22 protein-coding genes and 2 pseudogenes are annotated in these 25,487 nt (G+C 57.4%); 8 read left to right on the top strand and 16 right to left on the bottom strand.

Annotation, left to right across the window (positions count from 1 at the left end; all coding sequences use genetic code 11):
• Nucleotides 1–8 precede the first annotated feature (8 nt).
• The 10 genes and pseudogenes from MWC30_RS10085 to MWC30_RS10040 form a co-directional block, all read right to left on the bottom strand.
• Nucleotides 9–911: a Druantia anti-phage system protein DruA gene (locus MWC30_RS10085; protein WP_244084047.1), complete on the bottom strand. Its 903-nt coding sequence runs from the start codon at nt 909–911 to the stop codon at nt 9–11.
• A 96-nt stretch (nt 912–1,007) separates the two neighbouring features.
• A complete protein-coding gene (locus MWC30_RS10080; protein WP_244084046.1) occupies nt 1,008–1,601 on the bottom strand; it encodes an HPP family protein in 594 nt (197 codons plus the stop codon).
• 219 nt (nt 1,602–1,820) lie between these two features.
• Nucleotides 1,821–2,990, bottom strand: a complete 1,170-nt coding sequence (locus MWC30_RS10075) for a response regulator (RefSeq protein ID WP_244084045.1) — start codon at nt 2,988–2,990, stop codon at nt 1,821–1,823.
• Nucleotides 2,991–3,175: 185 nt separating this feature from the next.
• Nucleotides 3,176–3,688: pseudogene (locus MWC30_RS10070) on the bottom strand (NYN domain-containing protein); the annotation flags it as partial.
• A 55-nt stretch (nt 3,689–3,743) separates the two neighbouring features.
• Entirely contained in the window at nt 3,744–5,597 is a 1,854-nt protein-coding gene (locus tag MWC30_RS10065) for an ATP-binding cassette domain-containing protein (protein WP_244084043.1), read from the bottom strand.
• Nucleotides 5,598–5,620: 23 nt separating this feature from the next.
• Entirely contained in the window at nt 5,621–7,240 is a 1,620-nt protein-coding gene (locus MWC30_RS10060; protein WP_368860833.1) for a DEAD/DEAH box helicase, read from the bottom strand.
• A gap of 93 nt (nt 7,241–7,333) precedes the next feature.
• Nucleotides 7,334–8,920 (bottom strand): peptide chain release factor 3, encoded by a 1,587-nt coding sequence (locus tag MWC30_RS10055; protein ID WP_244084041.1) that lies wholly within the window; start codon nt 8,918–8,920, stop codon nt 7,334–7,336.
• Between the two features lie 344 nt (nt 8,921–9,264).
• Entirely contained in the window at nt 9,265–9,825 is a 561-nt protein-coding gene (locus MWC30_RS10050) for a hypothetical protein (protein WP_368860832.1), read from the bottom strand.
• Nucleotides 9,826–10,194: 369 nt separating this feature from the next.
• Nucleotides 10,195–10,695 carry an RNA-binding protein gene (locus MWC30_RS10045; RefSeq protein ID WP_244084039.1) on the bottom strand — a complete coding sequence of 167 codons (501 nt, stop codon included), beginning with the start codon at nt 10,693–10,695 and terminating at the stop codon, nt 10,195–10,197.
• Nucleotides 10,696–10,936: 241 nt separating this feature from the next.
• A complete protein-coding gene (locus MWC30_RS10040; protein ID WP_244084038.1) occupies nt 10,937–11,389 on the bottom strand; it encodes a class I SAM-dependent methyltransferase in 453 nt (150 codons plus the stop codon).
• On the opposite strand from MWC30_RS10040, the gene MWC30_RS10035 reads away from it, so the two are divergent.
• The 8 genes and pseudogenes from MWC30_RS10035 (at nt 11,318) to MWC30_RS10000 (ending at nt 22,213) form a co-directional block, all read left to right on the top strand.
• Nucleotides 11,318–11,737, top strand: a complete 420-nt coding sequence (locus MWC30_RS10035) for a chalcone isomerase family protein (RefSeq protein WP_244084037.1) — start codon at nt 11,318–11,320, stop codon at nt 11,735–11,737. The two genes, MWC30_RS10040 and MWC30_RS10035, sit on opposite strands and share 72 nt — an antisense overlap.
• 1 nt (nt 11,738) lies before the next feature.
• Nucleotides 11,739–12,152: a DUF1475 family protein gene (locus MWC30_RS10030; RefSeq protein ID WP_244084036.1), complete on the top strand. Its 414-nt coding sequence runs from the start codon at nt 11,739–11,741 to the stop codon at nt 12,150–12,152.
• Entirely contained in the window at nt 12,149–12,934 is a 786-nt protein-coding gene (locus MWC30_RS10025) for a DUF1295 domain-containing protein (protein ID WP_244084035.1), read from the top strand. Before MWC30_RS10030 ends, MWC30_RS10025 begins: the two co-directional genes overlap by 4 nt.
• Nucleotides 12,931–13,029, top strand: a pseudogene (locus MWC30_RS22940) (FAD-dependent oxidoreductase); the annotation flags it as partial. The gene MWC30_RS10025 and the pseudogene MWC30_RS22940, both read left to right, overlap by 4 nt.
• Before the next feature lie 74 nt (nt 13,030–13,103).
• Nucleotides 13,104–13,325: a DUF2878 family protein gene (locus tag MWC30_RS10015; RefSeq protein WP_368860831.1), complete on the top strand. Its 222-nt coding sequence runs from the start codon at nt 13,104–13,106 to the stop codon at nt 13,323–13,325.
• A 925-nt stretch (nt 13,326–14,250) separates the two neighbouring features.
• Nucleotides 14,251–15,645 carry a TRAFs-binding domain-containing protein gene (locus tag MWC30_RS10010; protein ID WP_244084033.1) on the top strand — a complete coding sequence of 465 codons (1,395 nt, stop codon included), beginning with the start codon at nt 14,251–14,253 and terminating at the stop codon, nt 15,643–15,645.
• A 264-nt stretch (nt 15,646–15,909) separates the two neighbouring features.
• Nucleotides 15,910–16,683, top strand: coding sequence for a clostripain-related cysteine peptidase (locus tag MWC30_RS10005; RefSeq protein ID WP_244084032.1), 774 nt, complete (start codon nt 15,910–15,912; stop codon nt 16,681–16,683).
• A 145-nt stretch (nt 16,684–16,828) separates the two neighbouring features.
• Complete coding sequence (locus tag MWC30_RS10000; RefSeq protein WP_244084031.1) at nt 16,829–22,213, top strand: CHAT domain-containing protein; 5,385 nt, start codon at nt 16,829–16,831, stop codon at nt 22,211–22,213.
• A gap of 182 nt (nt 22,214–22,395) precedes the next feature.
• On the opposite strand, the gene MWC30_RS09995 is transcribed toward MWC30_RS10000, so the two are convergent.
• The 6 genes from MWC30_RS09995 to MWC30_RS09975 form a co-directional block, all read right to left on the bottom strand.
• Nucleotides 22,396–22,710, bottom strand: a complete 315-nt coding sequence (locus MWC30_RS09995; RefSeq protein WP_244084030.1) for a CcdB family protein — start codon at nt 22,708–22,710, stop codon at nt 22,396–22,398.
• On the bottom strand, nt 22,710–22,958 hold the full coding sequence (locus tag MWC30_RS09990; protein WP_244084029.1) for a type II toxin-antitoxin system CcdA family antitoxin: 249 nt from the start codon (nt 22,956–22,958) through the stop codon (nt 22,710–22,712). Before MWC30_RS09990 ends, MWC30_RS09995 begins: the two co-directional genes overlap by 1 nt.
• A 253-nt stretch (nt 22,959–23,211) precedes the next feature.
• Nucleotides 23,212–23,793, bottom strand: a complete 582-nt coding sequence (locus MWC30_RS09985; protein ID WP_244084028.1) for a Uma2 family endonuclease — start codon at nt 23,791–23,793, stop codon at nt 23,212–23,214.
• Nucleotides 23,759–23,980: a DUF4160 domain-containing protein gene (locus MWC30_RS22935; RefSeq protein WP_368860828.1), complete on the bottom strand. Its 222-nt coding sequence runs from the start codon at nt 23,978–23,980 to the stop codon at nt 23,759–23,761. The genes MWC30_RS09985 and MWC30_RS22935 overlap by 35 nt, the downstream gene beginning before the upstream one ends.
• Nucleotides 23,981–24,315: 335 nt before the next feature.
• Entirely contained in the window at nt 24,316–24,711 is a 396-nt protein-coding gene (locus MWC30_RS09980) for a type II TA system antitoxin MqsA family protein (RefSeq protein ID WP_244084027.1), read from the bottom strand.
• 9 nt (nt 24,712–24,720) lie between these two features.
• A complete protein-coding gene (locus MWC30_RS09975; protein WP_244084026.1) occupies nt 24,721–25,029 on the bottom strand; it encodes a type II toxin-antitoxin system MqsR family toxin in 309 nt (102 codons plus the stop codon).
• Nucleotides 25,030–25,487: the final 458 nt, after the last annotated feature.

Raw genomic sequence — 25,487 nt, 5'->3', positions numbered from 1 at the left:
CTGCAGCGTTACGGCTCCAGGAGTTTTTTCCTCGGGTTGCGGCACAGCGGATAGATGAGAATCTCTTTGGGTACGGCACCCTTGCCGATGCGCAGGTTCTTTCTGTCCATGCGGCCCCGCCCGGTGGTTTGCCCCAGCGGGATCCAATTGGCCGCTCGGTAGCAGGTCCCCTCGAACTTTGCCCGATCCACGAGGGTTTCCATCAGAACAGGGCGAATGGCGTAGCGGGCTTCCCAGTCAGCGGCGATGGTTTTGGCCATCTGGGCCAGGATCGCGCTCGCCAGGCAATGGATGCGCACCCAGGGAAGGATCATAAACCGGCTGTTCTGAACGATCCACTGGAGGCGCTTCACGCGCTGCTCGTCGTCCCACCCGATCCAATGGTCCCTCGGAGCCATCCTCCAGGCGGGGCTGGAGAACTGGACGCAGCCCACCCGCTGGGACTCCGGGTGGGTGACGCGAACGAAGTAGCGCAAATGGGCGCCGAAGGGGACCGTGCATCCCAGGTAATGGTATTTACTGACCCATTCGCGCCACAGGCTGCGCTGCTCCGGCGTCTCCACCAGCTCCATTTCGATGGGTTTGGCGTCCCCCAGCTTGGTTTCAATCAACGCGGGCATTTGCTCCGGAGGGTCCGGCGCAATTTTGCGGGGGCGCTTCTTCTTGGGGCCGCTCACTTTGAGCTCGGGAAGCTTGATCAAGCCCTTGGCGTCCAGCTCTTCCAGGAACGGCCGGCATTCGATAGCCTTCAGCCCTCCGTTGGGGCGTTTCCATTCCAGAAGCTCACAAACGGTGTGAGCCAGTTCCGTGCGGCTCAGTCCCCCAAGGTCTTTTATGGTTTCCACAATCAGTTCCAGTTCTTCGGCACTTACCTGAATCCCACTGAACTTCCATCCAGTTTCTGGTTGCATTGGACATCACCTCCATGGGAACCTTTCATACAACAACGAGATACCGGTTGTCCAGGAAAAGATTGAGCTATTTTTGAATTTTTCCATATAAAGGCATCAAGAGATCCCTTCCCAGAAGCACTGGTCTCCGGCGAGGGTCAAGAGCTCTTCAAAAACACACATGAGCGTCACCACTCCCACGATCTTTCCGTCCCGCAGCACAAGGGGCTGTCGGATGTTTTCCTTGAACATGAGATAGACCGCTTTGTTGATGCTGTCGTTTTCTTCCAGCAGCGGATCGATGGGAGACATGACCTCACTGACCTTCTTCTGGGTTTCCTGCCGGACCAGATCGAAAAAGCTCGTGTTGAACCAGTGAAAACGCTCCTGGATTTGTTTGATCTCTTTTTCCACTTCTTCGGCCCGCATGGAAAGGGAGCGATAGTAATATTGCTTCTTCGAGTCTGTCTTCCTGGCCGATTCGGGCACCAGTCCGCGGATCAGGTCGAAGGTGGAGAATTTTCCGACGATTTGCCCCTCGCTGTTTTTGACAAAGAGGGTTTTGTGGAAATTGCCCGGAGTGTTTTGCTGGAGCTTTTCGTGGTTGTCCCGAAGAATTCTGAGAGCATCGCAAAGTCTATCGTCTTCGTTGACGAAGTTGTATTCCTCGATGGGGGACATGATGTCTTTGACCTTGCGTTCATCTGCCATGGAAGACCTCCTTAGGGTTTATGGACAAAAGCGCACGAGGAGAGGGAATATGCCCCCTCCTCCCGGGAAAAAGGAATCCATTCTCCATAACACATATCGACTCGCCGTGTCACCATACATGCAAAAAGGGCAGTTGATCTATTTATCACACCTACCGCGGGTCTCAGAGGCTGAATGCGAATCTTCCTGAGTTCTTCTGACCAAGGCGACAGGTTGTCGTCATACACTGGCCTGTGGATCGCGGATTTTCCTTTTGACCGTTTCCAACAAGACTTCAGCTGGCTTGCATTCGGGGTTGAGATGAAGGGTTTTTTTAAACATTTTCATGGCGTTGACATAATTACCACGCTGATTGTACACCATACCCAGGTTGAAATAGAGTACGAAGGAATCTGGGAGGATTTCGATACATTTCTTATAGATATTTTCGCTTTCCTTGTAGAGGCCCTTCCGTCTCAAATTTATACCGTAATTATTGAATATATGGATATTTTCTTGATTAGGTACTACTCCCTCTTCCAAATATGCGCCTGCCTTTTTCAGATCTCCCTGGCCAATGTACAGATTCCCGATGTCGGCCAGAATCAGGTTCGTGGGGTTGGATCGAAGCACATCTTCAATCTCCGCTTCGGCTTTGGTAGATTGTCCGGAATCAAAATAAGCTTGAGCGAGGTCCACCTTTCTGACCAAGTTGAAGGTGCATTGCTGTGATGCTTGCTTCAGATGACTGATGCCTTGCTCTTCTTCTCCTTGCTTCATATAAATTTTGCCGATCAGGTTATCTGACCGGCCACACTTTTCCACCTTGGCGGATTCTTTGAGAAAACCTACAGCTTCATTGTACTGGTTCATTTCTGACAGGCACTCGCCCAGGAGAAAAAGGACATTTGGATCCCTGTGCTCTCGAAAGAATTTTTTCCCGAGCCGAACTGCGTCATCATACTTCCCATTAAGCTTCAATTTTTGGATTATATCGAGTTGTTTTTGTAGGGGTCGGTTTTTCTTTTGCCCGATGTTCCGGATGGATTCGATCAATTTTTCGGGTGTGAAGGGCTTGAGCAGATATCCGTCCGCCCCTTCCTCCAATGCGCACATCACAGCCTCGGCGTTAGAAAGGCCCGTCAGAATGAGTATGGGAACATGGAAAATGTTCGGGTCTTTTTTTATGACGCGTATCAATTCCACCCCTGTCATTTGAGGCATCACCCAATCTGTGATGACAAACTTTACTTTTTGCGTCCGGAGCACTCTCAAGGCTTCCTGCGCATTATTGGCCGAGTAAAATCTTTTCAATCCTGCCGACCTTAGAACCCGGAGGGTTAGAGCATGAATGAGGGGTTGATCGTCGACAACCAATACTTCAATCACTTCATTCGAATTAATGGGCATCTATAGGCGCCTTTTTTATTCAATAGACCTTCTCTCACATCCTTCACGTCGATCTTCATGACCCTGCACAAGAGTCGGCAAGAATCCTTTTTCCTCTATTCTTGGTTTTTGTGATGTGGTGCTCCAAAGAATTGTCTAAGCTCTATATGGCGGGCATGGGGTTGCACGGCCTCTGTAATTCAGCATTATTTTTCAATTTTTTTGCGCTTATCACGAATATAGACGGATTGGGAACGTCCGTCACTGTGGATTCTTTCATCCAGATCGAAGAGTTTCATGGCTGCAGCCAACCCTCTCAGCTTACTGAAGCCATAGTTTCGGGGGTCGAATTCCGGAGCCTGCTTGGCGATATTGCTGCCCACCGCACCCAAATGCGCCCATCCACTCTCGTCGGAAGCCGCTTCCAGAGCAGTTCGCAACAGTGCCACCAGCTTGGCGTCCCCCTTTAACTCGTTGGCCGTCTTGGGTTTTACGGCAGGCTCAGCATTCTCTTCAAATCGGAGGACTTCTGTGAAAATGAATTTATCACAAGCGGATACAAAGGCCTTGGGAGTTTTTTTCTCACCGAATCCGTAGACCAGCAAGCCTTCTTCGCGGATGCGGGAGGCCAAGCGCGTGAAATCGCTGTCGCTTGATACAAGGCAGAAGCCGTCAAAGCGTTTTGTATAGAGCAGGTCCATGGCATCGATGAGGACAGCAAGTCTATTCTGTGATGGATCATTTCCATTCATCGGCTATTCTTTCTAGTCCGTCTCAGCCGTTGATGGCCTCCAGGGCTTCCCAACGCTGGTAAGCTTCTTTCAGCTCCTGTCCCAGGGCTTCCAGGCGGGCTTTGGCCTCCACAATGGCGTGAGCCTCCCCCTTGTAGAATTCCGGATCGGCCATGGCATCGTAAAGCCCCTGCTGCTCGGCCTCGAGGCTTTCGATTTGCTGGGGAAGGGCTTCCAACTCGCGCTGCTCCTTGAAGGTGAGCTTCCGGGGGCGTTCGGGTCTCGTGCGCTGCTGTTCCTGCTTTCCTCCGGGCCTGGTCTTTTTCTCGACGGCGTCGGGCCGGCGCTGCATGAGCCAATCGTCATAGCCGCCCACGTATTCGACGACCCTGCCTTCCCCTTCGAAAACCAGCGTACTCGTCACGACGTTGTTGAGGAAGGCCCGGTCATGGCTGACCAGGAAAAGGGTACCCGGGTAGTCCATGAGGAGCTCTTCCAGGAGCTCGAGGGTTTCCGCGTCCAGGTCGTTGGTGGGCTCGTCCAGGATGAGCACATTGGATGGCTTGGCGAAGAGGCGAGCCAGGAGCAGGCGGTTGCGCTCCCCGCCCGAAAGGACGCTCACAGGGCTGCGGGACCGCTCGGGTGAAAAAAGAAAATCCTGCAGATAACCGATGACATGACGTGAGCTTCCGTTGAAAATGATGGTGTCGTTCCCGTCGGCCACATTGTCCTGAACGGATTTGCTCTCGTCCAGCTGAGCGCGCAGTTGATCGAAATAGGCGACTTCCAGGCGGCTTCCCAGCCGCAGCCGACCTGCGTCCGGGGGAATTTCTCCCACCAGAATCCGCAGGAGTGTCGTCTTCCCCACACCATTGGGTCCGATGATCCCGACTTTGTCTCCCCGCATGACCGTCGTGGCAAAATCCCGAAGGATCGGGTGATCCCGGTAGCTGAAGCTTACTCCTTCGGCATCCACCACGAGCTTTCCCGAGCGCTCCGCGTCCTGCACCACCATCCGCACATTGCCGGTGCGCTCCCGCCGCTCTCGCCTGATCTCGCGCATATTTTCCAGGGCGCGGACTCTGCCCTCGTTGCGGGTGCGCCGGGCCTTGATCCCCTGTCGGATCCAGATCTCCTCCTGGGCCAGCTTCTTGTCGAAACGGTTCCACTGTCCCGCCTCGGCGTTCAGCACTTCCTCTTTGCGCTGGAGAAACGTATCGTAGTCGCAGGACCAGTCCACCAGGCTGCCCCGCTCCAGTTCAATGATGCGCGTGGCCAATTTCCGCAGGAACATGCGGTCGTGGGTGACAAAAAGGAGAGTGCCCCCGTAGCGCAGCAGAAAGTCTTCCAGCCAGGTGATGGCATCGATGTCCAGGTGGTTGGTGGGCTCATCCAGGAGGAGGATGTCCGGGTCGCGGGCCAGGCCCCGCGCCAGGAGCACGCGGCGCTTGAGTCCGGCGGAAAGGGCTTCGAAGGGGGCTTCGGGGTCCAGGTGCATGCGGGAGAGGACCTGGGCCACCTGCTGCTGAACCCGCCACTCCTCTTCGGCGTGAAACGGAGGGGAGGAAAGACTTTCCTCCGAAACGGCTTCCCGGGTTGCCGGGTCTTCTCCCGGTCCGGGCGTGACCCCGCCGGCCACCACGTCGAAGGCCCTGCCCTCCAGTCCCTGCGGTACTTCCTGGGGAAGATACGCCACCCGCAGGCCCGCCTGCCGGATGATTTCACCCCTGTCGGGGACCAGTGTCCCCTGGATGACCCGCATGAGGGTGGATTTTCCCGCCCCGTTGCGTCCCAGGAGGCATACCCTGTCCCCCCGTTCGATCTGAAGGCTCAAATTCTCCAGTACCGGCGGCCCCCCATAGCCGATACTCACATCCCGCATGCTCAACAACGCCATGGATTGCCTCTCGCCCTATGGGATTACCGGCTTTTGGAGCCTCCCCGCTTGAAGTTGGGATTGAACTTGCCGTCGATGCGCGCCTTGGAGGAGATCCTTCTGTCCTGGCCGGAGCCCCGCGAAGACCTCTGAGGCTTGGGGCGGGAGCGGGCTCCCTCGGGCCGGGGCGGCAGGACGAGCCATTCGTCCTCGGGATGAATGCAGTGCAATTCCTGGCCCAGGAACTTTTCGATGGCTGGAATCTGGAAGGCGTCGTCTTCCGAGGCGAAGCTGATGGAGATGCCGGTGGCTCCGGCGCGTCCTGTGCGGCCGATACGGTGCACATAATCTTCGGGGTCCATGGGCAGGTTGTAGTTCACCACGTGGCTGACAGCGTCCACGTGCAGTCCGCGGGCAGCCACGTCCGTTGCCACCAGCACTCGGATTTTCCCCGCACGAAAGCTTTCAAGGGTGGTGATGCGCTTCTTCTGGTCCACTTCCCCTGACAGCAGGGCGGAGCTGATGCCGTAGTCCTGGAACTTTTCCGTCAGGTTGCGCGTCAGGTCCCTCCGGTTCCCGAAAACGATGACGCGGTCCATGTTCTGGAGGGTAATGAGGTTGTAAAGGAGTGCAAATTTTTCCTGGGTGGTGGTGATGTAAACGATTTGCTGCACATTGTCCGCAGCCACGTGCTCCGGTTCGATCTCCACCATGACGGGGTTGCGGGTCCACTGGGAGGCGAACCGGGTAACTTCAGGCGTGAGGGTTGCACTGAAGAGCATGGTCTGGCGATTGTCCTTGGGAGGAGTGCTTCGAATGATGCGCTGCACATCGGGAATGAAGCCCATGTCGAGCATGCGGTCCGCTTCGTCGATGATGAGGATTTCCACGCCGCCCAGGTAGATGTCTCCCTGACGGAGAAAATCGATGAGGCGGCCCGGGGTGGCCATGACGACATCCACCAACCCGCCCGTGAGGGCCCGCTTCTGTTTTTCATAGTCCATCCCACCAAAAACACTGACGATCTTGATGGGTGTGTGTTTGCTGAGGGCTCGAGCGTCCTTTTCGATCTGAAGCACCAGCTCGCGAGTGGGACCCAGGATGAGAGCCCGCGGAGCGCCTCTTCGCCGTTTGTCGGGGGCGGGCTTGGTGAGCAGGTGGGTCAGGATGGTGATGAGGAAGACAGCGCTCTTGCCCGTCCCTGTCTGGGCTTTGCCGGCTGCGTCGGCGCCCTGGAGAGCCTGGGGGAGGACGGCGCTCTGAATGGGGGTGCAGTATTGAAATCCCAGGTCGTAGACGCCGTGCATGATTTCGTTGGGAAGGTCCAGGTCGTGAAACCGGGTCTTGCCCTCCTCTTCCGGCACCTGGAATTCGGCGGGATCCCAGGGCTCTTCCAGGGCGATGAAGGGCTCCGGACGGGATTCCGTTCCTTCCGGGACGGCCTGCACGTCTTTCTTGGGGCCCCGCCGCCGAGGCCGTCGCCTGGAACGGCTCTTCCGGCGTTCAGACTCTCCTTCGGCCGGGGGCGACTCCGGGGTCCCTCCCGAATCCCTTCCCGGATTCCCTGTTTTTCCCTCGGCAGGTGCAGCGAGTGTCCGAGGTGTGGAGCCCTGGCTCTCTCCTTTGTCCCCACCGCCAAACCAACGGCGAACTTTTTCTATGATAGAAGTGAGCAACGTCTCTCCTCTAATTGTTCCATGAAATGAATCCTGTGCACTGCCAATGTCCGGAATGCCTCAGCCCTGCAGCAGCTCAGCTCAAGCGTGCTCGCGCGTCTTGCGGAACTGAATGTCGGGCCAGTCTTCCATGATGAAACCGAGCCGCCATTCGTTGGGGGCAAGGTAGGCGAGATGCCCTTCCGCGTCATGGGCCAGGTTCCCCTGGTTTTTCTTCTCGAAATCCTCCAGCTTCTTTTTATCTTCGCAGGCAATCCAGCGTGCCGCCGCATAGGGTGCGGGCTCGTAAACGGCGTCGACGCTGTATTCGGCCTTGAGGCGGGCCATGGTGACGTCGAACTGGAGGACCCCGACAGCTCCCAGGATATAATCCCGGCCGATGATGGGACGGAAAAATTGGACTGCTCCCTCTTCGGCCAGCTGAATGAGTCCCTTCTGCAGCTGCTTCAGCTTGAGGGGGTTCTTGAGGACCACCCGACGGAAGTGCTCCGGGGCGAAATTGGGGATGCCCGTGAATTTCAAGGGCTCCTTTTCGCTGAAGGTGTCTCCGATCTTGATAGTCCCGTGGTTGTGGATCCCTATGATGTCCCCCGCGTAGGCTTCCTCGACATTGGCCCGGTCCTGGGCCATGAAAATGGTGGCATTGGATATGGCGATTTCCTTGCCCATGCGGTGGTGCATCACTTTCATGCCCCGCGTGAACTTCCCGGAGCAGATGCGCAGGAAGGCGATGCGGTCGCGGTGGGCCGGGTCCATGTTTGCCTGAATCTTGAACACAAAACCCGAAAAGGCTTCTTCATAGGGAGACACGTCCCGTGAAAGGGTCATGCGTGATCCTGGAGCCGGAGCCATTTCCACGAAAGCGTCCAGGAGCTCCTTCACTCCGAAATTGTTGAGGGCGCTTCCGAAAAAGACCGGACTCTGGTTGCCTTTCAGGTAATGCTCTCTCTCGAGGGGGTTTGCCGCCCCTTCCAGTAGCTCCACATCCTCCCGCAGCTTGTTTGCCTGTCGGCCCAGGATCTCGTCGAGCTTCGAGTCGGAGAGGTCGGTGATGACGATCCCCTGCTGCTGCCGCGTTTCCTTGCCGGGAGTGAAGAGGTGGAGCTCCTTGCGGTAGAGGTTGTAGACGCCTCTGAAGCTCTTGCCCATTCCGATGGGCCATGACAGAGGCGTACACTCGATCTGGAGCTTGTCTTCGATTTCAGACAGGATATCGAGAGGCTCCAATCCTTCGCGGTCGAGCTTGTTGATGAAAGTGATGATGGGCGTGTTGCGCATGCGGCAGACTTCCATCAGCTTCTCGGTCTGGGGCTCGACGCCCTTGCCGCTGTCGATGACCATGAGGGCGCTGTCCACGGCGGTGAGCACCCGGTAGGTGTCTTCGGAAAAATCCTGGTGGCCGGGAGTGTCCAGGAGGTTGACCTCGAAATCCCGGTAATTGAACTTCATGACGGAAGTGGTGACGGAAATGCCGCGCTCGCGCTCAATGGCCATCCAGTCGCTCGTGGCATGCCGTGCGGCTTTGCGCGCCTTCACCGCACCCGCGAGCTGAATGGCCCCTCCGAAGAGCAGCAGCTTTTCCGTGAGGGTGGTCTTGCCCGCATCGGGGTGGCTGATGATGCCGAAGCATCGGCGCCGGTCGACTTCTTTCTGGTGCTGCTTGTCCACTGGAAAACCTCAAAATAGGGGTGGTACACAGAAAAAAAACGGGCCTTGTGTCGTCAGGCCCGTGTCATAACCTTCTAACAATTTATATTATAAAGCAAAAATCGACTGAGGGTCAATTCCGGAGTGCAATTTTGTCACCCGGTGGAGCTTTCAGGCACGAGAGCAGGCCGACGCGATGCTTCATACCATGGGACGGTCGGATTGACCCCGTGATGCGGACAGGCAATCTTGTTGACTCAACGTCATTCCGGCGAAAGCCGGAATCCAGGGTTATGCGGTTTCTGGACCCCGGCTTCCGCCGGGGTGCCGGTCATGACATGAGCATAGAGGTTTGCGTGCAGAACCTATGCTTTCCCCGGTGCTCCGAAAGAGCGTTGAAAAAGGTCGCGAATGGCTTGACGGCCTTCGTCCGTCAGGTATCGCGTTCCGGTTCCCGCAAAGGTTTCGTGGGCGATGACGGGAGTGTTTTCCACCCATTGATGATTTTCCCAGGTGAACCATTGCTTCTTGTCCTGGTCGAAAACACTGACCGGTCGGTTGAAAAATTTTGCCAGTTCCACCCCCCAGCCCGTTCCGCCTTTGACGGTCTTGTCCTCTTTGATCCAGCCCACGGCAAAAACCTGGTAGCCATTGTTGACCATGTGAAAGATGGACTGCATGACTTTCCGAATTTTTTCGGCGGTGGTATAGGTCCTGCCCATACGCTTGTAGACGATCTCCATGCTGACATCCCCCTTCTGGAGATCTTCTTCCGTCAGGAACTTCACGTGCTTGATGCGCTCCATCTCATGGCCCAAAAAGGTAAAATTGACTTCGTGTATCCCCCACAGCTCGGCGTTGATGCCGAACTCCGCTTCCGCCCCTTTGAGGCCCCCACTGTAAAGCGTTGCTTTAGAACGATCCATCATTCATCACTCTCCCTGTCATCTGGTCGTTGGCTGCATTCGAATCCCCCGTTCCTGAAAAAACCGACCCTTTCATGCTCATTGCGATCTTTTGCCGGGTCGGAGGAGTCGCGGCACATTGTCCTTCCCGAAGGTCCGGCCTCATTCACAGCCGGTTTCGGGGCTTATGAGGGTATCCCATCTGAAAGACAAAAACCCCCTTGGAAAGAATTGAGGCGGTATTGGAACCGATTCAATCCATCTTTACAAGCCCGGGCGTGAACCTGCCGGATAGGGTGGGCAGGAAGGCGGGACCATAGACCTCAATATGCAGGGAGGATGTGCGCAGTCTGTGTTGATTTTGCCGGCCGGATCATCCTGCAGATTATTTCAATAATCCTCGTCGTCCCAATTGGATTGCTTTCCGCGTTTCTTCCGCTTTGCACTCTTGAGACCTACCTCTCCCCGGTCGTCCTTGCCCTTCTGCTTCCGGCTGCGGCGACCGGAGCTGTCAAAATCCTTCGTCAAAGGGGGGTCTGCCATGGAGGAGTCCTTGATCCAATCGGTGCTCGGGGGGGCAGAACGGCGCTGGGGCGGCGCTGAAGCAGGCGATGCATAGCTCCCTCTCGCCGGGGAGCTGCTGTCCCTCGGGCGCGCTTCGTTGATTGCGAGGGGTCTGTTTTTGAAGGGTTGATTGTTGAATCTGCGAATGGCTTCTTCCGCCTGAGCGGCGTCGACAAACTCGATGAACGCGAACCCTCGAGCCCTTCCTGTTTCTCTATCCATTGCCACCTGGGCAAAGGACAGCGTGCCCACTGCCGAGAAGTATTCCCTCAACTCTGCTTCAGTCGTGTCATAGGGAAGGTTCCCAACAAAAAGTCGAACTGGCATTACTCTGGTGCTCCTGTTTCTGTGAATGAAATCTCCGGCCTGTAACAAGGTGCCTCTTTGGTGGGCCGCCGACGCCGTTCAACGGGGAAGGTCGACAACGGAAAAAGGTCCGCCCGGCCCCCGCGCCACCATCGTTCTATCTATCATCACTTTCAAATTAAATCACCAAAATATATCGTATCTTCATCGACTTCCTTGCAATTTTTTTTGTTTTGCCGGCGATTGGAATTCAGAGAAAATTTTAAGGCGTTTTTCGGACTTTTCGAAAAAGATAGTGGCTGACGAGCCATTCGTTGCCGGCGTTGAATCCGAATAACTCAGAGCATGCCATGAAAAAAACCCGGCAGCGTTGGAGCCAGGCCCTGGCGTCGTGCCCATAGGTCTTCTCCAGGATGGGCAGGATCCGCTCCCTTTTTTCGTCCAGGCGCCGCAGCCAGTCCTCGCAGGTCTTCTGGTAATGCATGCCGTTCACCCTCCAGTGATCGTCCACCGCCATGTGCCGGTTGAAATACAAAAGCAGGTGGTCTGACGGCATGATGCCGCCAGTAAAGAAATACCGGCCCATCCAGTCATCTTCATTTGTCGTTTCGAAAAAGTATGCATACTCACGGTGGCAGAAGATGTGGACAAAAAGCAGCCCGTCGTCCCGAAGCCAGCCGGAGATTCGCTTCAAAAGCTCGGCGTAGTTGCGCATGTGCTTTCCGATGTGCCCAAGCGCCTCGAAATCAGCTACCTGGTGTCCATCAAGGGAAAGGATTTCGACAAGGGAGCCAAGCCTACCCTGGAGCGTAACCTGTCTCCTGGAGAAATGAGAAGGTTGCAGGATCGCCTCGATCGTATCAACGCCGTCTATGAGGATGTCAAGCCCGGCGATCGCTACAGCCTGACATATGTTCCCGGCAGAGGCACGGAGCTGGCTCTGAACGACAGGGCTCTGGTCAATATTGAAGGTGCTGATTTCGCTGCCGCTTATTTCAGCATCTGGCTGGGCCAAAAGCCCATCGACCAAAAGCTCAAGCAGGATTTGCTGAGGAGCCGCTGACATGAAGACGCCTCTGGCGATAGCCGGCTTATTGGTCCTGGCCTTGATGCTCTCGGTGACCGTCACCGCATCACTGCATCAGGACATCTTCAGCGCGGCACAAAAACTGTGGCCCGACCCATGGTTTCGGGCCACCCTTGCCGATGCCTACTGCGGCTTTTTCTTGTTCTGGTTGTGGGTGGCATGGCGGGAGGGCTCCTGGAGCCGGGGCGCAGTTTGGTTCCTGCTCATCATGACCCTGGGAAATATCGCCACGGCCGGCTACCTGCTGCTGCAGCTCAAGAGTCTGAAACGCGGTGAAGGCATCCAGGAGCTTCTCCTGCGCAAGGAGCCTTCCTGTGCCTCAATGGTGGTCTCTTGCCCTCGCTTTGGCGTGCCCGGCCTGAAAATCTCACAATTGAGGAGGAAGCCATGACCAATGTCCTGATCACGACGACCGGAATTGTTCTGGCTTACATGACCGTTTGGTTTATTCTCGCCCTGATCAAAGGGCGAAACGACATCGTCGATGTGGCCTGGGGGCCGGGATTTATTCTGGCTGCCCTTTTTTCTTTCCTCTATGGCGGCATGTTTACCCTTCGCGGTGTCCTCGTTTGTCGTCTGGTGCTGGTTTGGGGGCTCCGGCTGGCCCTGCACATTCATGAGCGCAATCGGGGCAAGGGGGAAGACCATCGATATCGCCAGTGGCGCGAGGAGTGGGGAGACACATTCCTCTGGCGATCCTTCCTGCAGATTTTCATGCTCCAGGGAGTCCTCCTGGTGTTTGTCGCCGTGCCGGTGATTTTCATCAACGCGTCCGCGTCCCATCCCTTTACGGCATGGGATTTCCTTGGTCTCGCCGTTTGGATGCTGGGTTTTTCATTCGAGGCCGTCGGCGACTGGCAGCTCCTGACCTTCATGCGCGACCCGGCCAACCGCGGCAAGCTCCTGACGGAAGGATTGTGGCGATATACCCGACACCCCAATTACTTTGGCGAAGTCACCCTCTGGTGGGGGATCTGGCTCATGGCTCTCTCCCTGCCGTACGGCTGGCTCACCATCATCGGTCCATTGACCATCACCTGCCTGATCCTCAAGGTATCTGGAATTCCCATGCTCGAACGGCACTATGAAGGCCGTACCGATTTTGAGGAATACAAGAAGCGAACCAGCCCATTTTTCCCTCTGCCACCTCGAACTGGAAGAAACGCTTTATGAAAATGGCCATCATCGGCGGAGGCATCTCAGGGCTTGCCACAGCGCATCTCCTCTGCCGGGATATGGACGTCACTCTTTACGAGGCCAATGACTACAATCTGTTCATGCTCTACCTCGACCTGGGGGAACTGGAGCATGTTTTCGACGGCCATCGACCCTCAATGCTTCCCTGTCCTGGCTGCAGGGCCGCTATGAACTGGCCGCCGTCTTTGGGGCTGTCGGAGGCCCCCTGGCCTACTACGCAGGGGCTGAAATGGGCGCCACCGAGGCCCTTCCGTCGGTGAGTGGAATGCTGGTGCTCATGGCGGTCTGGGCTCTGGCTACCCCGTTTCTGGTGTGGCTCGCGGGTTATCTCAAGGGGGGTGGAGCAAGAACAGGAAAAGCCCCCTGACTTTTCCATTTTATCAATGTCTTCCTTTGTGCTGTTGGCAATTCCATTCTCTTTCATGCCCGTGCTCCGGGTTGTTCAAGGCCTCAGCACACCGAACCGTCCCGCGCACGTTACCGAGAGTATTCACCGGTTGCTTGCACAAGCGAGCAGGCGCTCATGCAGCGCCGCCTCAGTCATGACGCCCCGGAAGTTCCTCCCCCAGAGAGATGGCAAGCAGCGCCGCCCAAAGGGGACTATTCTTTCTCGGCTGTGCCAGAATCCTCATCCTTGCAGAATTCCGGATACAGTTTCTCTATGCATGTCGGACAGACACTGTGTGTGAATAAGGCTTCCGTGCGACTGGAAACATACGATTCAACCTGTTCCCAGTAGCCTCTGTCATCGCGAATTCTCTTGCAAAATGGCTCGCCCATCATCTTGATGTTATTTATATTTTATAGATGAAGCCCGTGCAAGGATTTTCCTCAAGAGATTGTCAAGGCGAGTGCATTTACCTTGAACCCCGAGAATCAGGCCTCAAGTGTGCCCTTCTCTCTATTTGGAATCCCCGCGAAAATACAACGTGACTTTTAAAATTCGATATGTATATTCTGCATTTACAAGTTCCTTGATCTACTCGACCTCCTTGCCTGCCTCGACCTGTTGCGGAAGAGGTGTTGCTCCCCACGGTGATCCGCAGCTGCGGCAATTTGATCTCCTTTGTGTCGGAAGTCTGGACCGAATTCCTGCGTTTTCGACAAATCGTGGAGCAGGTCATCGGAAAATAAGACTACACCCTCAAGTGGAACAATCCAAAACATCGCGGGAGAAGCGTAATGAAGACGTTCCTCGTGTGTTCGTTCCGCCCTGAAGACAAGCCTCTGATCACGTTTGTTGATTGTAAGCAGGTTTTCAACCTTGCAATGCCTGAAAACTGGAGTATGCCATGCCTCATAAAGCGCTCTGTTTTGTCGCAATGCCCTTTGGAAAGAAATCCGACCTGACAAGTGGTGTGGAAATCGATTTCGATCAGATTTACGACAGGGCCATCAAACCCGCCATCGTGGATGCTGGCCTTGAGCCTCTGCGTGCTGACGAGGAGCGGACCGGTGGAATCATTCACGCCGCAATGTTCGCACGGCTGCTCCTTGCTGAATTTGCGGTAGTCGATCTCAGCCTGGCAAATCCCAATGTGTTCTACGAACTTGGAGTCCGTCATGCTGCGAAGCCCTACACAACCATACCGATCTACGCGACACTCCGTCCCCTCCCCTTTGATGTGGCGTTGATGCGCGCCCTGGGCTACACCCTCGAAAATGGAGTGCTCACTGAAGATGGAGCAGCCAAACTCCGGTCCGCGCTGAAAAACAAATTGGATGAAGCCGTTCGTGGGGCGGCGGTTGAGGACAGCCCCATCTTTCAGCTCATTCCCTCGTTTCCCGGGATCGACCTGCCCCACGATGTCACCGATGCGTTCAAGGACCGTGTTCAACAGGCGGAGGAGTTCCGCAACCTGCTGGGCTCGGCCCTTGCCAAACCGACCGAGGAGGAACGCCGCGAAGCTCTCGATAGGCTCCAGCAGAACCTCGGTGATCTGAGGACAGTGCAGCGGGAAGCGCTCATTGCACTGCTGCTCTCCTACCGCGACGTCTCGGCGTGGGAATCCATGGTGCGCCTTTGCGAGAGCCTGCCGGATTATGTCAAGAAGATCACCATGGTGCGGCAACAATGGGCACTGGCGCTCAATCGGCGCAAATCTCCCGGGGACAGGGACAAGGCTGTCGCGCTGCTCAACGCAATCGTCGAGCAGGAAGGGGGCGATCCGGAAACGCTGGGAATTCTCGGCCGCGTTCACAAAGATCGGTACAAGGACCTGAAGGAGGCCGGGAGCATCATGGCCTCTGCGGCGCTCGACGACGCCATTGCCGCATACACCAGGGGATTCGAGTCGGACCCTCGTGACTATTATCCGGGTGTGAACGCCATCACGCTCCTCATCGAAAAGGGAGATGCGGAGGCACTCAAAGAGGTCGACCGGCTTGTTCCTCTCGTGAGCTTTGCGGTGGCGCGTCGTGGAGGGACGAAGGACTACTGGAGTCTGGCCACGATGCTTGAACTGGCCTGCGTCGGAAACGACTGGCTTATTGCCCGCCAGGTGCTTCCCAAGGTCCTTGCGGCGGCCGGCGCCTCGTGGATGACGGAAACCACTCTCAATAATTTGAACCTGCTCAGGGAGGCTCGCAAGCGTCAGGGACAGTCCATCCCTCAGCTCGACGAAATCGTGGAGCACCTGAAGAATCGGACGGAAGCCTTGAAGGGCGGGAAGAACGGAAGCAGTTGAGGGACCTTGGCGGGTTTTCGACCCCCAAGGCACGGAAAAGAAAATCTTGTTTCAGTTCACGCGGAGCCGCGGAGAACGCGGAGAAACCGCAATAGAATGAAGCTCCGCGTCCTCCGCGGCTCCGCGTGAGAAGGAAACACGCCGGTCTCGCGAAAGAGCCAGCCCATCGCCACGCGTGGGGGGGCTGCCGGTGCCGGTTCACTCCCCCTGGCCCAGGCCAGGGCAGGCATCCGGCGCACGCGCCGGGCCCTCTTCAACACCACGGTGGAGGCCGCTGTCAGGGATCGGGGAATCGCGTTCGACGATCAGGCCCAGGACTTTCTCGACAACATTGAGCTGAAGAACGTGATGGCAAGAATCAAGAAAAAGCTGAAACGGAAGATCGACATCCTGGGCATGGATGCCTGCCTCATGAGCATGGCCGAGGTGGCTTATCAGATCCGCGGCGTGGCCGGATTCTGCGTCGGCTCCCAGGAAACCGAGCCGGGCGACGGATGGCCTTACGACCGCATCCTCAAGGCCCTGGCCGCCAAGCCCGCCATGACACCGAGACAGCTCTCCCAGACTATCGTCAATCAATATGTGGCTTCCTACGGTGCAGACGAAAACATCACCCAGTCGGCCCTCAAGCTTGCCGGACTCAAGGCCCTGGCCGAGGCGGTGGATGGTCTGGCCAAAGCCCTCAAAAACATCCTGGCCGATAGCGCTTCCCTCAACTCCATCATCAGTGTCCGGGCCCAGGTCCAGGAGTATAGCCGCCCTTACGACGACTACTGTGACCTCCTTCACCTCTGCTCCCTCCTGGAGACAAAGGTCACCGACACGGAGGTACATACTGCCTGTGCCGCCGTCAAGGAGAGTGCGGGAGCGGCCATCGTCGCCAACGGTTCTAAGGGAGGGGCGGTAGACCACTCATCAGGCCTCTCCATCTACTTTCCCAAGCGCACTCTTTCGCCCCTCTACAAGACGCTCGACTTTACCCGGGAGAGCAGCTGGGACGAGTTTCTGGCGGCCTATCTGGCTGCATTGAGGCCGTGAGGCCAACGTTGCATAGAGGGGCTGCCCCTGATTTACCAGGGGATCAGCCTCGAGCTCGACCGCTATTCCCTCACCTTTCATGCGGTGTCCTGCGCCCTGGGGACCACTCAACAACCGTAACAGCACATCCACGGAGGGACAAAACATGGCCGACCAAAGCTCCATCGTTGAGATTCGCATCCCCGGCACCGAAGCTCCCGCCACCCTTAGGAGAGGAACCCAGTTCGTCACCCTCTCCCAACAGCACACCTACCGCATTGCTGCGGCCCGGGCTGCGAAGGCGCCGCCCGCCGTTCACCAGTCGGAGCCCAACGAGGTGGTGGAAATCGAATTCGAAGACGGCACCCGCGTCTGGACTTCGCGGGAGCGCCTCTGCACCGAGCTGATTCCCGGCCAGGAGCGGAAACGGGGTGGGGATGGGGCACTGGAGCTGCCGGTGGGCCTGGCGCGCGAGGATGCGGCGCGGGGCATCGTCGGCAGGATACTCTTCAAGACCCTCAGCTTTTTCCAAGTGGACGTGGGAAAAATGACTGCCGGGAAGCTGGCCGAAAAGTGGGAAGAGCACACCCTCGGGTCCAGCGACAAAGGGTTCGGCCCGGGGCTCTATCGCTGCGCCGTCCCCGGGGATTTCAAGCTGACCCGTTGGGTCAAAGGACGCGATACGCTTACGGCGGATCGGCCGACCCTCCTCTTCCTCCATGGTACGGCCTCGTCCACCCGGGGGAGCTTCGGTGCGCTCTGGGAGCCGGAGAAGATCGACCTGCGCAGGAAGCTTTTCGACCCCTACGGGACCAATGTGCTGGCCCTGGAGCACGCCACCCTCTCCATGAGTCCGGTGCAAAACGCCCTCGATCTCCTCGAAGCCCTCCCTGCCGAAGGCCGGCTTCACCTGGTTTCCCACTCCCGGGGAGGACTGGTGGGAGAGCTCCTCTGCCGGAAGATGGCGGCCGGCGCCCGCGAACCCTTCAATGCCGACGAACTGGAAGCCTTCTCGCTCATGAACCCCGACGGGAAGCGGGGCGACCTGGCCAGGCTGAACCGCCTGCTCAAGGAGAAGCCTTTCACGGTGGAACGGTTCGTGCGGGTGGCCTGCCCGGCCTGGGGAACGACGCTGGCCTCGAAACGCTTCGACATTTACCTTTCCATCCTTTTCAACCTGCTCTCCAAGATCCCCTTCCTGAGCGCAGTGCCCGGCGTCAACATCGTTCACGACGTTTTCAGCGAGCTCGCCATGCTGGTGGCCAAAGAGCGGACGGATCCCTCGGTCCTGCCGGGAATCGAGGCGATGATTCCCGGATCCCCCCTCGTTCAGCTCCTCAACCGACCTGACTGCATGGTGGAGGGCGAGCTGCGGGTGATTGCCGGCGACATCGAAGGGGAAACCCTCCTGAGCGCACTGGGGACGCTGGCCACCGACCCGATCTTCCGCAAGGACAATGACCTGGTGGTGGACACCGAGGCCATGTTCGGCGGGGCCGACCGCACCGGCGGAGCGGCGTTTTCCTTCCACCAGGGCTCCCACGTCTCCCACTTCCGTTATTTCAAGAACGACGAGAGCGCGGAGCGGGTCATGAAGGCTCTCACCCGGGGAAAGGATGAACCGGACGGTTTCGAGCCGTTCGACGTACGCCAGAGCGATGCGGAGCGCCCCCCCTACCTTCGCGCGGCAGCGGGGCCGCAGCCCGTCGTGTTTCTCCTCCCCGGCATCATGGGAAGCCACTTGACGGTGGGCCACGACCGCATCTGGCTCGACCCGGTCAGCATCGCCTTCGGCAAGTTCGACGCCCTGCGCATCGATGCGCCGGGGGTAAAGGCCGAGGAGCCGGTGTGGATGTCCTACGGGGACCTGGTCAAGCGACTTGCGGCCACCCACGAAGTGATTCCCTTCGCCTACGACTGGCGCCTTTCCCTGGAGAAGGAGGCGGCGCGCCTAGCGGGCGAGATCGACAAAGCGGTCCGGCGGGCGGCCAAAGCGGAACACCCGGTGAGCATCATCGCCCACTCCATGGGGGGACTCCTGGCACGGGCACTCATCGCGACCCAGCCTGCCGCCTGGGACCGGATGTGCAAGCACCCCGAGGCCCGTCTCATCATGCTCGGCACCCCCAACCAGGGCTCCTATTGCATCCCCAGGGTCCTCACGGGGCGGGACAGTCTCATCAAAAAGCTGGCAATCCTCGACATGAAACACAAGCCGGTGGATCTTCTCGGCATCGTCAGCGAATATCCGGGCCTGCTGGAGCTCCTGCCCGATGAGCTGTTGGACTACGCCGAGTGGCAGAAGCTTTCCCAGGCCGATCCCAAGCGGGATGAATGGCATTTGCCGACGGCGGCTGCGCTTCAGGATGCACGACGCGTCCGCGACACTATCGCGCGCAGTCCCCTGGACCCGGCCCGGGTCTTCTACCTGGCCGGGCATGCCCCCGCCACGCCGTCGGGCATGGATATCCAACCGGACGACGACGGCAAGGCCCGCATCGTGTTCCTGGCCACCCCCGAGGGCGATGGACGCGTGCCCTGGAAGACGGGTATTCCGGAGGGGGTAAAAACCTGGTATGCCTCCGCCGCGCATGGGGACCTTGCCGACCATGAGGAATGCTTCGGCGCCATCCTCGACCTGCTTCGAAATGGAACCACCGATCGGTTGGATACCGCTCCGCCCGTGAGCCGCGGAGTGCGAGCCGATTTCGAGCTGCCGGAGGAGATCGCGCCCCTTTACACCGGGTTCAGGGACCTGGCGCACTCGGCGCTGGGGAGCTCCCCCGATGCAAAGCGCCGCAAGCCGGTCCACCGCATCCGGGTTTCCGTGGTGCACGGCAATCTCGGCTTCACGCACAAACCCGTGATGGTCGGTCACTACGAGGATGACGGTATCGTGAGCGCCGAAGCTCACCTGGACCGGGTCATGGACGGCCGGTTGCGGGCTCGTTACCTCCTGGGGCTTTACCCGGGAGCCGATGATACCGCCGAGGTGTTTCTCAACCCCGGGCGGCAGCCGGGCGGCGCCGTCATCATCGGCCTGGGCGCCGTGGGAAGCCTCTCTCCCGGCAAGTTGATGCGGGCGGTTTCACGCGGCCTGCGCGCCTACGCCCTCAGCATTGCCGAAGCCCTCGACCGTGGCGGTGAGGCTCCGACATTGCCCCGTACCGTCGGGATTGGCGCTCTCCTCGTCGGGAGCGGTGAGGGAGGCGTCTCCCTGGAGGATTCCGTCACAGCCATTCTTCGGGGAGTGGCCAACGCCGTCCAGGGCCTGAGGGAACAGGGCCTGGATCAGCGGGTGCTGCTCGACGAACTGGAGCTCATCGAGCTGTTTGAAGATCGGGCCATTCAGGCGGTCCATGCCATGGAACGGGTCCGCAAGGACCCCGAGATCGCCCGCAGCTTCCTCATCGATCCCGCGCTGCGCGTGGAAAGCAGCGAGGGCGGACGCCGCCGGGCCTCCTACGCCGAAGAAGAGCCCTGGTGGCAGCGGCTCCAGATCAACGAGGATCGACTGGGCCGCCTGGCCTTCAACGTTCTGACCGAGCGCGCCCGGGCAGAGGTCCACATCCAGCAGAGCCAGCGGTCCCAGGCTGACCAGTTCATCGATGAAATCATTGCTTCGACGGATGCGGACAGCGATGGAGTGGCCGTCACCCTTTTCGAGATGCTCGTTCCCAATGAGCTGAAGGAATACGCTCCGGACCGGCGTGCCCTGGTCCTGGTACTCAACGACGAAGCGGCCCGCTACCCCTGGGAGATGATGAAGGAGCGCCCCGCTCATGATCAGGGGATGATCGGGATAAAGCCCCTGTCCGTTCAGGCGGGGATGATCCGCCAGCTCCAGACCGAGCAGTACCGCAACCGCGTGGTCATGGCCCGGGGCCGGGCGGCGCTGGTGGTGGGCAACCCGAAGACAAACTTTGTGAACCTTCCCGGCGCGGAAGACGAAGCGCAAAAGGTGCACGAGCTTTTCCTCAAATCTGGGTACCAGTCCATCGACAAGATTGGCGCCAACGCGACGAGCAGCTCCATTTTGAAAGAGTTGTATGCCCGGGATTACCGTATCCTCCACCTGGCGGGCCATGGTGTCTACGCTCAGGAGGAGGAGCTCGACATCCCCTGCGAGTGTTGCGGCGCCGAAAAGATCGTCAGGAAGACCACCGGCATGGTGATCGGCCCCGACCAGTTCCTGACTCCGGCACAGCTGCACCAGATGCGCGCCGTTCCTGAGCTGGTTTTCATCAACTGCTGCCACCTGGGAAGGATCGAAAAGGTCGACGACAAGCTTCCGCCCAATCACCCGCCGAAACTGGCGGCCAACCTCGCCACCGAGCTCATCCGGATGGGAGTCAAAGCCGTGGTGGCTGCGGGCTGGGCGGTGGACGACGCTGCGGCGCTATTGTTCGCCACGACCTTCTACGACGCCATGTTTTCAGGGTCGCCTTTCGGAGATGCTGTTCTTGCTGCACGGCGCGCCGTGTATGACGCACACCCCGGAATCAACACCTGGGGGGCCTACCAGTGTTACGGCGACCACGCCTTCCGACTCGTCCAAGCGGGCGGCAAGAACCCGGCGGGGAGTCAGGAACAACGATTTGTCGCCCCAGCTGAAGTGATCGCCCGGCTCGACAACATCACCCAGCAGGCCAAGACGGCCGATGACGGGCAACTGGGAGCGCTCCGAGAGACCGTTGGAGATATCCAGCAGCGCATTCCCACCGAATGGCGCGGGGAGGGGGAGATCCTGGCCGCCTTGGGGTGCGCCTACGGGGAGCTGGAGGACTTTGAGCAGGCGGTGGAATGCTGTAAGAAGGCCCTCAGGGATGAAAAGGCCTTCTACTCGGTGAGAGCGGTCGAGCAGCTCTGGAATCTCCAGGCACGATGGGCGGTGGAGCTTTGGAAGAAAGATGCAGAGGAGAATGCGGAGAGGGCGAGGAAGCTTATCGGCAAGTCTGAGGCAAACCTCCATAGGCTCGTGAAATTGATGGGCGAGACCACCGAGCGCCTGTCCCTCCTGGGGAGCACGGCCAAACGTGAAGCCGTGATCGCGACCGACTTGGAGGGCAAAAAGGCAGCCCTGGAGAAGATGGCCCATCACTACAAAGCGGCCTATGAGCACAGCAAAGAGAGGGATCCCTACCCGCAGCTCAACTGGCTGACGGCTTCGGTTCTCCTCTCTGTGTTGAATTCATCCCTGAAGCTCGCCGAGGATTTCGGGCAGATGATCGAAAAAGCCCGGGCGGCCGCAAGCGAGCAACAGCTGAGTGACCCCGATTTCTGGAACGCCGTCATGTCCGCCGACTGCCTGCTGCTCCAGCACCTGGCTGCCCGAGACCTGGGGGAACACGCCGACGAGATCATCAGCACCTACCGGGAGGTGAAAAAGTACATCGGCTCACCGCGGGAATTCCGGTCGGTGCTCGAGCACCTGGATTTTCTCATGAACATTATGGCTGCAGCCCCGGAAGAGGACACTGTGAACCGCATGCGTGCCGCCTTGGTGAAAATCAGGGACGCATTGAAGACAAGCTCGCCGGCATCGTCCTGATCCCGGTTGATGCGGCTGGTGATGAAGGAGCCATTCATCAAGGCTCAAAAGCTTCGTCGCAGGAACGGCAGGACAGGGTGACATTCGCGGTAAATCAACGGATAGAGGGGAGTAGTAGAGGGGTGGAAAAAAGCCTTCCACCCCTCTACTACTCTCCTCTATCCTTGCAGGTTAGAAGTCCCTCAGAAGCCGGTGAACAGAAAATCAAGTGCAGCAATAATCTCGTGACGCTGAGCTTTTAGTGAGCTGACCTTCTTTCCCATGGACCGTACTGGAATCCCGGCCAACTCTGCTGTGGACATGAATACTGCGGTGCCTTTAATCACAAACGCTGGATTAAGATGTCTGATGGTTTTACCCACAGTTGAAGCGGCTACAAGTGGTACGACTACACGCGTTGAAAGGGTGTCGAGCAAGTCAGCCTGGACGTCGAGCAGATAGGGAACAGCTTGATTTGTTTCTTCACAGGGGTTTTCGAAGACATCAAACTGTGCCATCAAAACCTCCTCAAGCCGTCACTGAACACGCCACCTGCTTCGATGCGACGATTATAGGCTTCAATGGCATCGCGATTCTCTTCCTTCCATTCTCGGCGCTTTTCCTCGAGCACCATCTCAACCAAGCGCTGTTCCAGAGCCTTGGAAAGGTTGATGTGATAGTTTTTCGCCTGGCGAAGAAGGTCGCTGTTGACGCTTAGATTTGTCGATTTCTTCGGTGCATTGGTATCGTATAAAGCCTCTTGCATGATGCTCTCCTTATGCGCATTTATGATGCGCATATATTACCCATTTTGGTGAGCACTGACAAGAAATTTAGTTAACGCGAGCCTGAGTGGCCGACGAAGAGCCGCTGAGTAGCCGGCTCGCACGACACATGCTGGAAGAATATGCGGTTGCCGGTCCGTTCCAGGCATTCGTTAGCCCTTCCACCGCCTGTACGAGACTATTTAAACGAGAAGTAACTGAGCGCCCCCCGATCCATCTCTCATGGGAGCCGGTCTACTCGGTATCGTCTGGAATGGTGACCTTATCGTATAAGTCGCGCAGCAAGAGATCACATTGAATCGACTGCAGGTGAACTACATCGCTGAGATCGGTCGATTCAGAAAACAGCCATTGATTTTCCTGCCGAAGAAAACGCTCCACACTGTACCGGTCTTGTGCAATGAGCACATACTCCATGAGAGACTGGATCTTGCGGTAGTGAGAGAACTTTCCTCCACGGTCATAAGCTTCTGTTGAAGGTGAGAGTACCTCTATGATCAAGGTGGGGTTAATAAGGGTGTCCAGGTGCGTGTCTTCGAAAAGATCTTCTCCACAGAGAGCGGCAACATCGGGGTAAGCGTACATTCCGGTTGAGCTGATTTTAACCCGCATGTCAGTGACATAGGCTTCACAGGGTCTGCCTCGAAGCTGCGAATGCAAAAGACCGGCAAGGTTGAATGTGATCTGGTTGTGTCTGCGATTGGCGCCAGACATGGCATAGATATGCCCATTTACGAATTCGCTCTTGTAGTCTGCCCGCCGTTCCAGCTCAAGGTACTGCTCAGCGGTGTATCGTGATTGGGCTGGGAATGACATTGTTTCCTCCGCTCAATGGGAATCGATATTGCAAGTATAGCATAGATGGATCTGATGAGTCAGGCTGGGGTAACACCCAAGCCAAGCTGCCACCTATGCAGGTACGAACATCAACAGAGGCCTTGTGTTCGCCATAGTAGGCATGGAAATGGGGTGGTGGGTGCCAATGGTGTTGACTTAACGTCACCCCGGTGAAAACCGGGGTCCAGAAAATCTTTATTTTCCTGGATTCCGGCTTTCGCCGGAATGACAAAATCTGGTTAATTCAAAAACATTGGGTGCTCACCTGGAGCGAACTACATCCGTATGATGATCCCGTAGAACATCGAAATGGTCGGCAAGGACCTCTCCTCTTCAAGCGAGCATACACCCGTGAGGGTGATTGGATCTTGCTGCACAACGCCGGGGCTGAGCGGCGCAAAACCATGCGGCTACGGACTTTCGGATGACACCGCCGAATTTGCACCGCGTGGTTTCGTGTCCGCGTGCAGGCCCGGCGTTGGGCCTGTTAATGCAGAGTTACTACACGGTGTTCATTTCTTTCAGTAAGTCCGGATGGCGCTCCAGCAACTTAAGGAGCTTGACCACTGGGGCAGGAGGACGGGTTTCTCCCCGTTCATAACGAGAGAATGCTACTTTACCTACACCGAAGGCTTCGGCCAATTGAGCCTGGGTAAGCTTCAGGTTCTTTCTGATGCGCCTGATTTCACCGCTCACATCTCCTTTCACGGCTCGCAGCAATGCTGCCTGAGCTTCGGTATAGCGGCGGTAGCTCTCACTATCCCACACACCCTCATCACATACCGGACAAAACTCACCACGCATAGCGTGCAGTGTGAGTGATTGGCCGCCGTAAGAGAGCGTTTCATCCTGGGTTTTGGATACCATTTCAGGGTGGCCACAGGCTGGACATTTCATGATCTCACCTCACTTCGCCTTGAATTGTATGATTGGCGGATGACCTTCAGCAAAGGCAGTGATCTTGATGTAAACAACGATTCCTTCTTCCGTCATGCCGTGATAGACATCCTGCCACACCTGATGGTCTGCATGCGAAGTCATTGCCTTGTAAAAATCTCGTCGGGAGAGCTTCAGCACCACCTCCCGCATCTCCGGTTCAGTCAGGCCCATAGCGAGTCCGTTGCGTAAAGCCGTTACCGTGAAAGGCTGACTTGCTGGGTCGGCCACCAATGCCTGCACCTCGGTTAGCTTGTAGTGTGGTCTGCGCTTCTCCATGACTCATAAAATAATCAATATGGCTAAATTGATCAATAAGATAATTTGTCTGCACGATTTAGGTTGCGAGGAACATGATGGTGGGGCCAACGATTAAGCTAAGGGGCGCGGCGGTTTTATGCCGCGTCCCTCTTGAGCGGTTTGTTATGTGCCTTTCATTATTTTCTCAAAAGGCGTGCCTTCATACCGGCATTTCCAGTAAGCGCAGACTCTATACCCGTCGTGGAGGTGCAATCCCATTTTCGTTATCACCGACGGGAACAGGGTCTCTATAATGGTAGATGCTACATTTAGGGCCAAAGACGTTTCTTCCCTGGACGCCACCTGAGCCTAGGGCGTCCAAATTGGCGAACGCCCGTTGACCGGTATTTGACTCCAGCACTGGGAAGCAATGCTCCTGCCATTCTAAAACGGTTCATGCGAGGGCATTTTGCGCCTGGCCGTGCCCTGTTTGACAG

The organism is Desulforhabdus sp. TSK, assembly GCF_022836495.1.
Taxonomy (GTDB): domain Bacteria; phylum Desulfobacterota; class Syntrophobacteria; order Syntrophobacterales; family Syntrophobacteraceae; genus Desulforhabdus.
The sequence above is the reverse complement of the archived record's forward strand: the minus strand, read 5'-3'. Positions and strand labels throughout refer to the sequence as shown.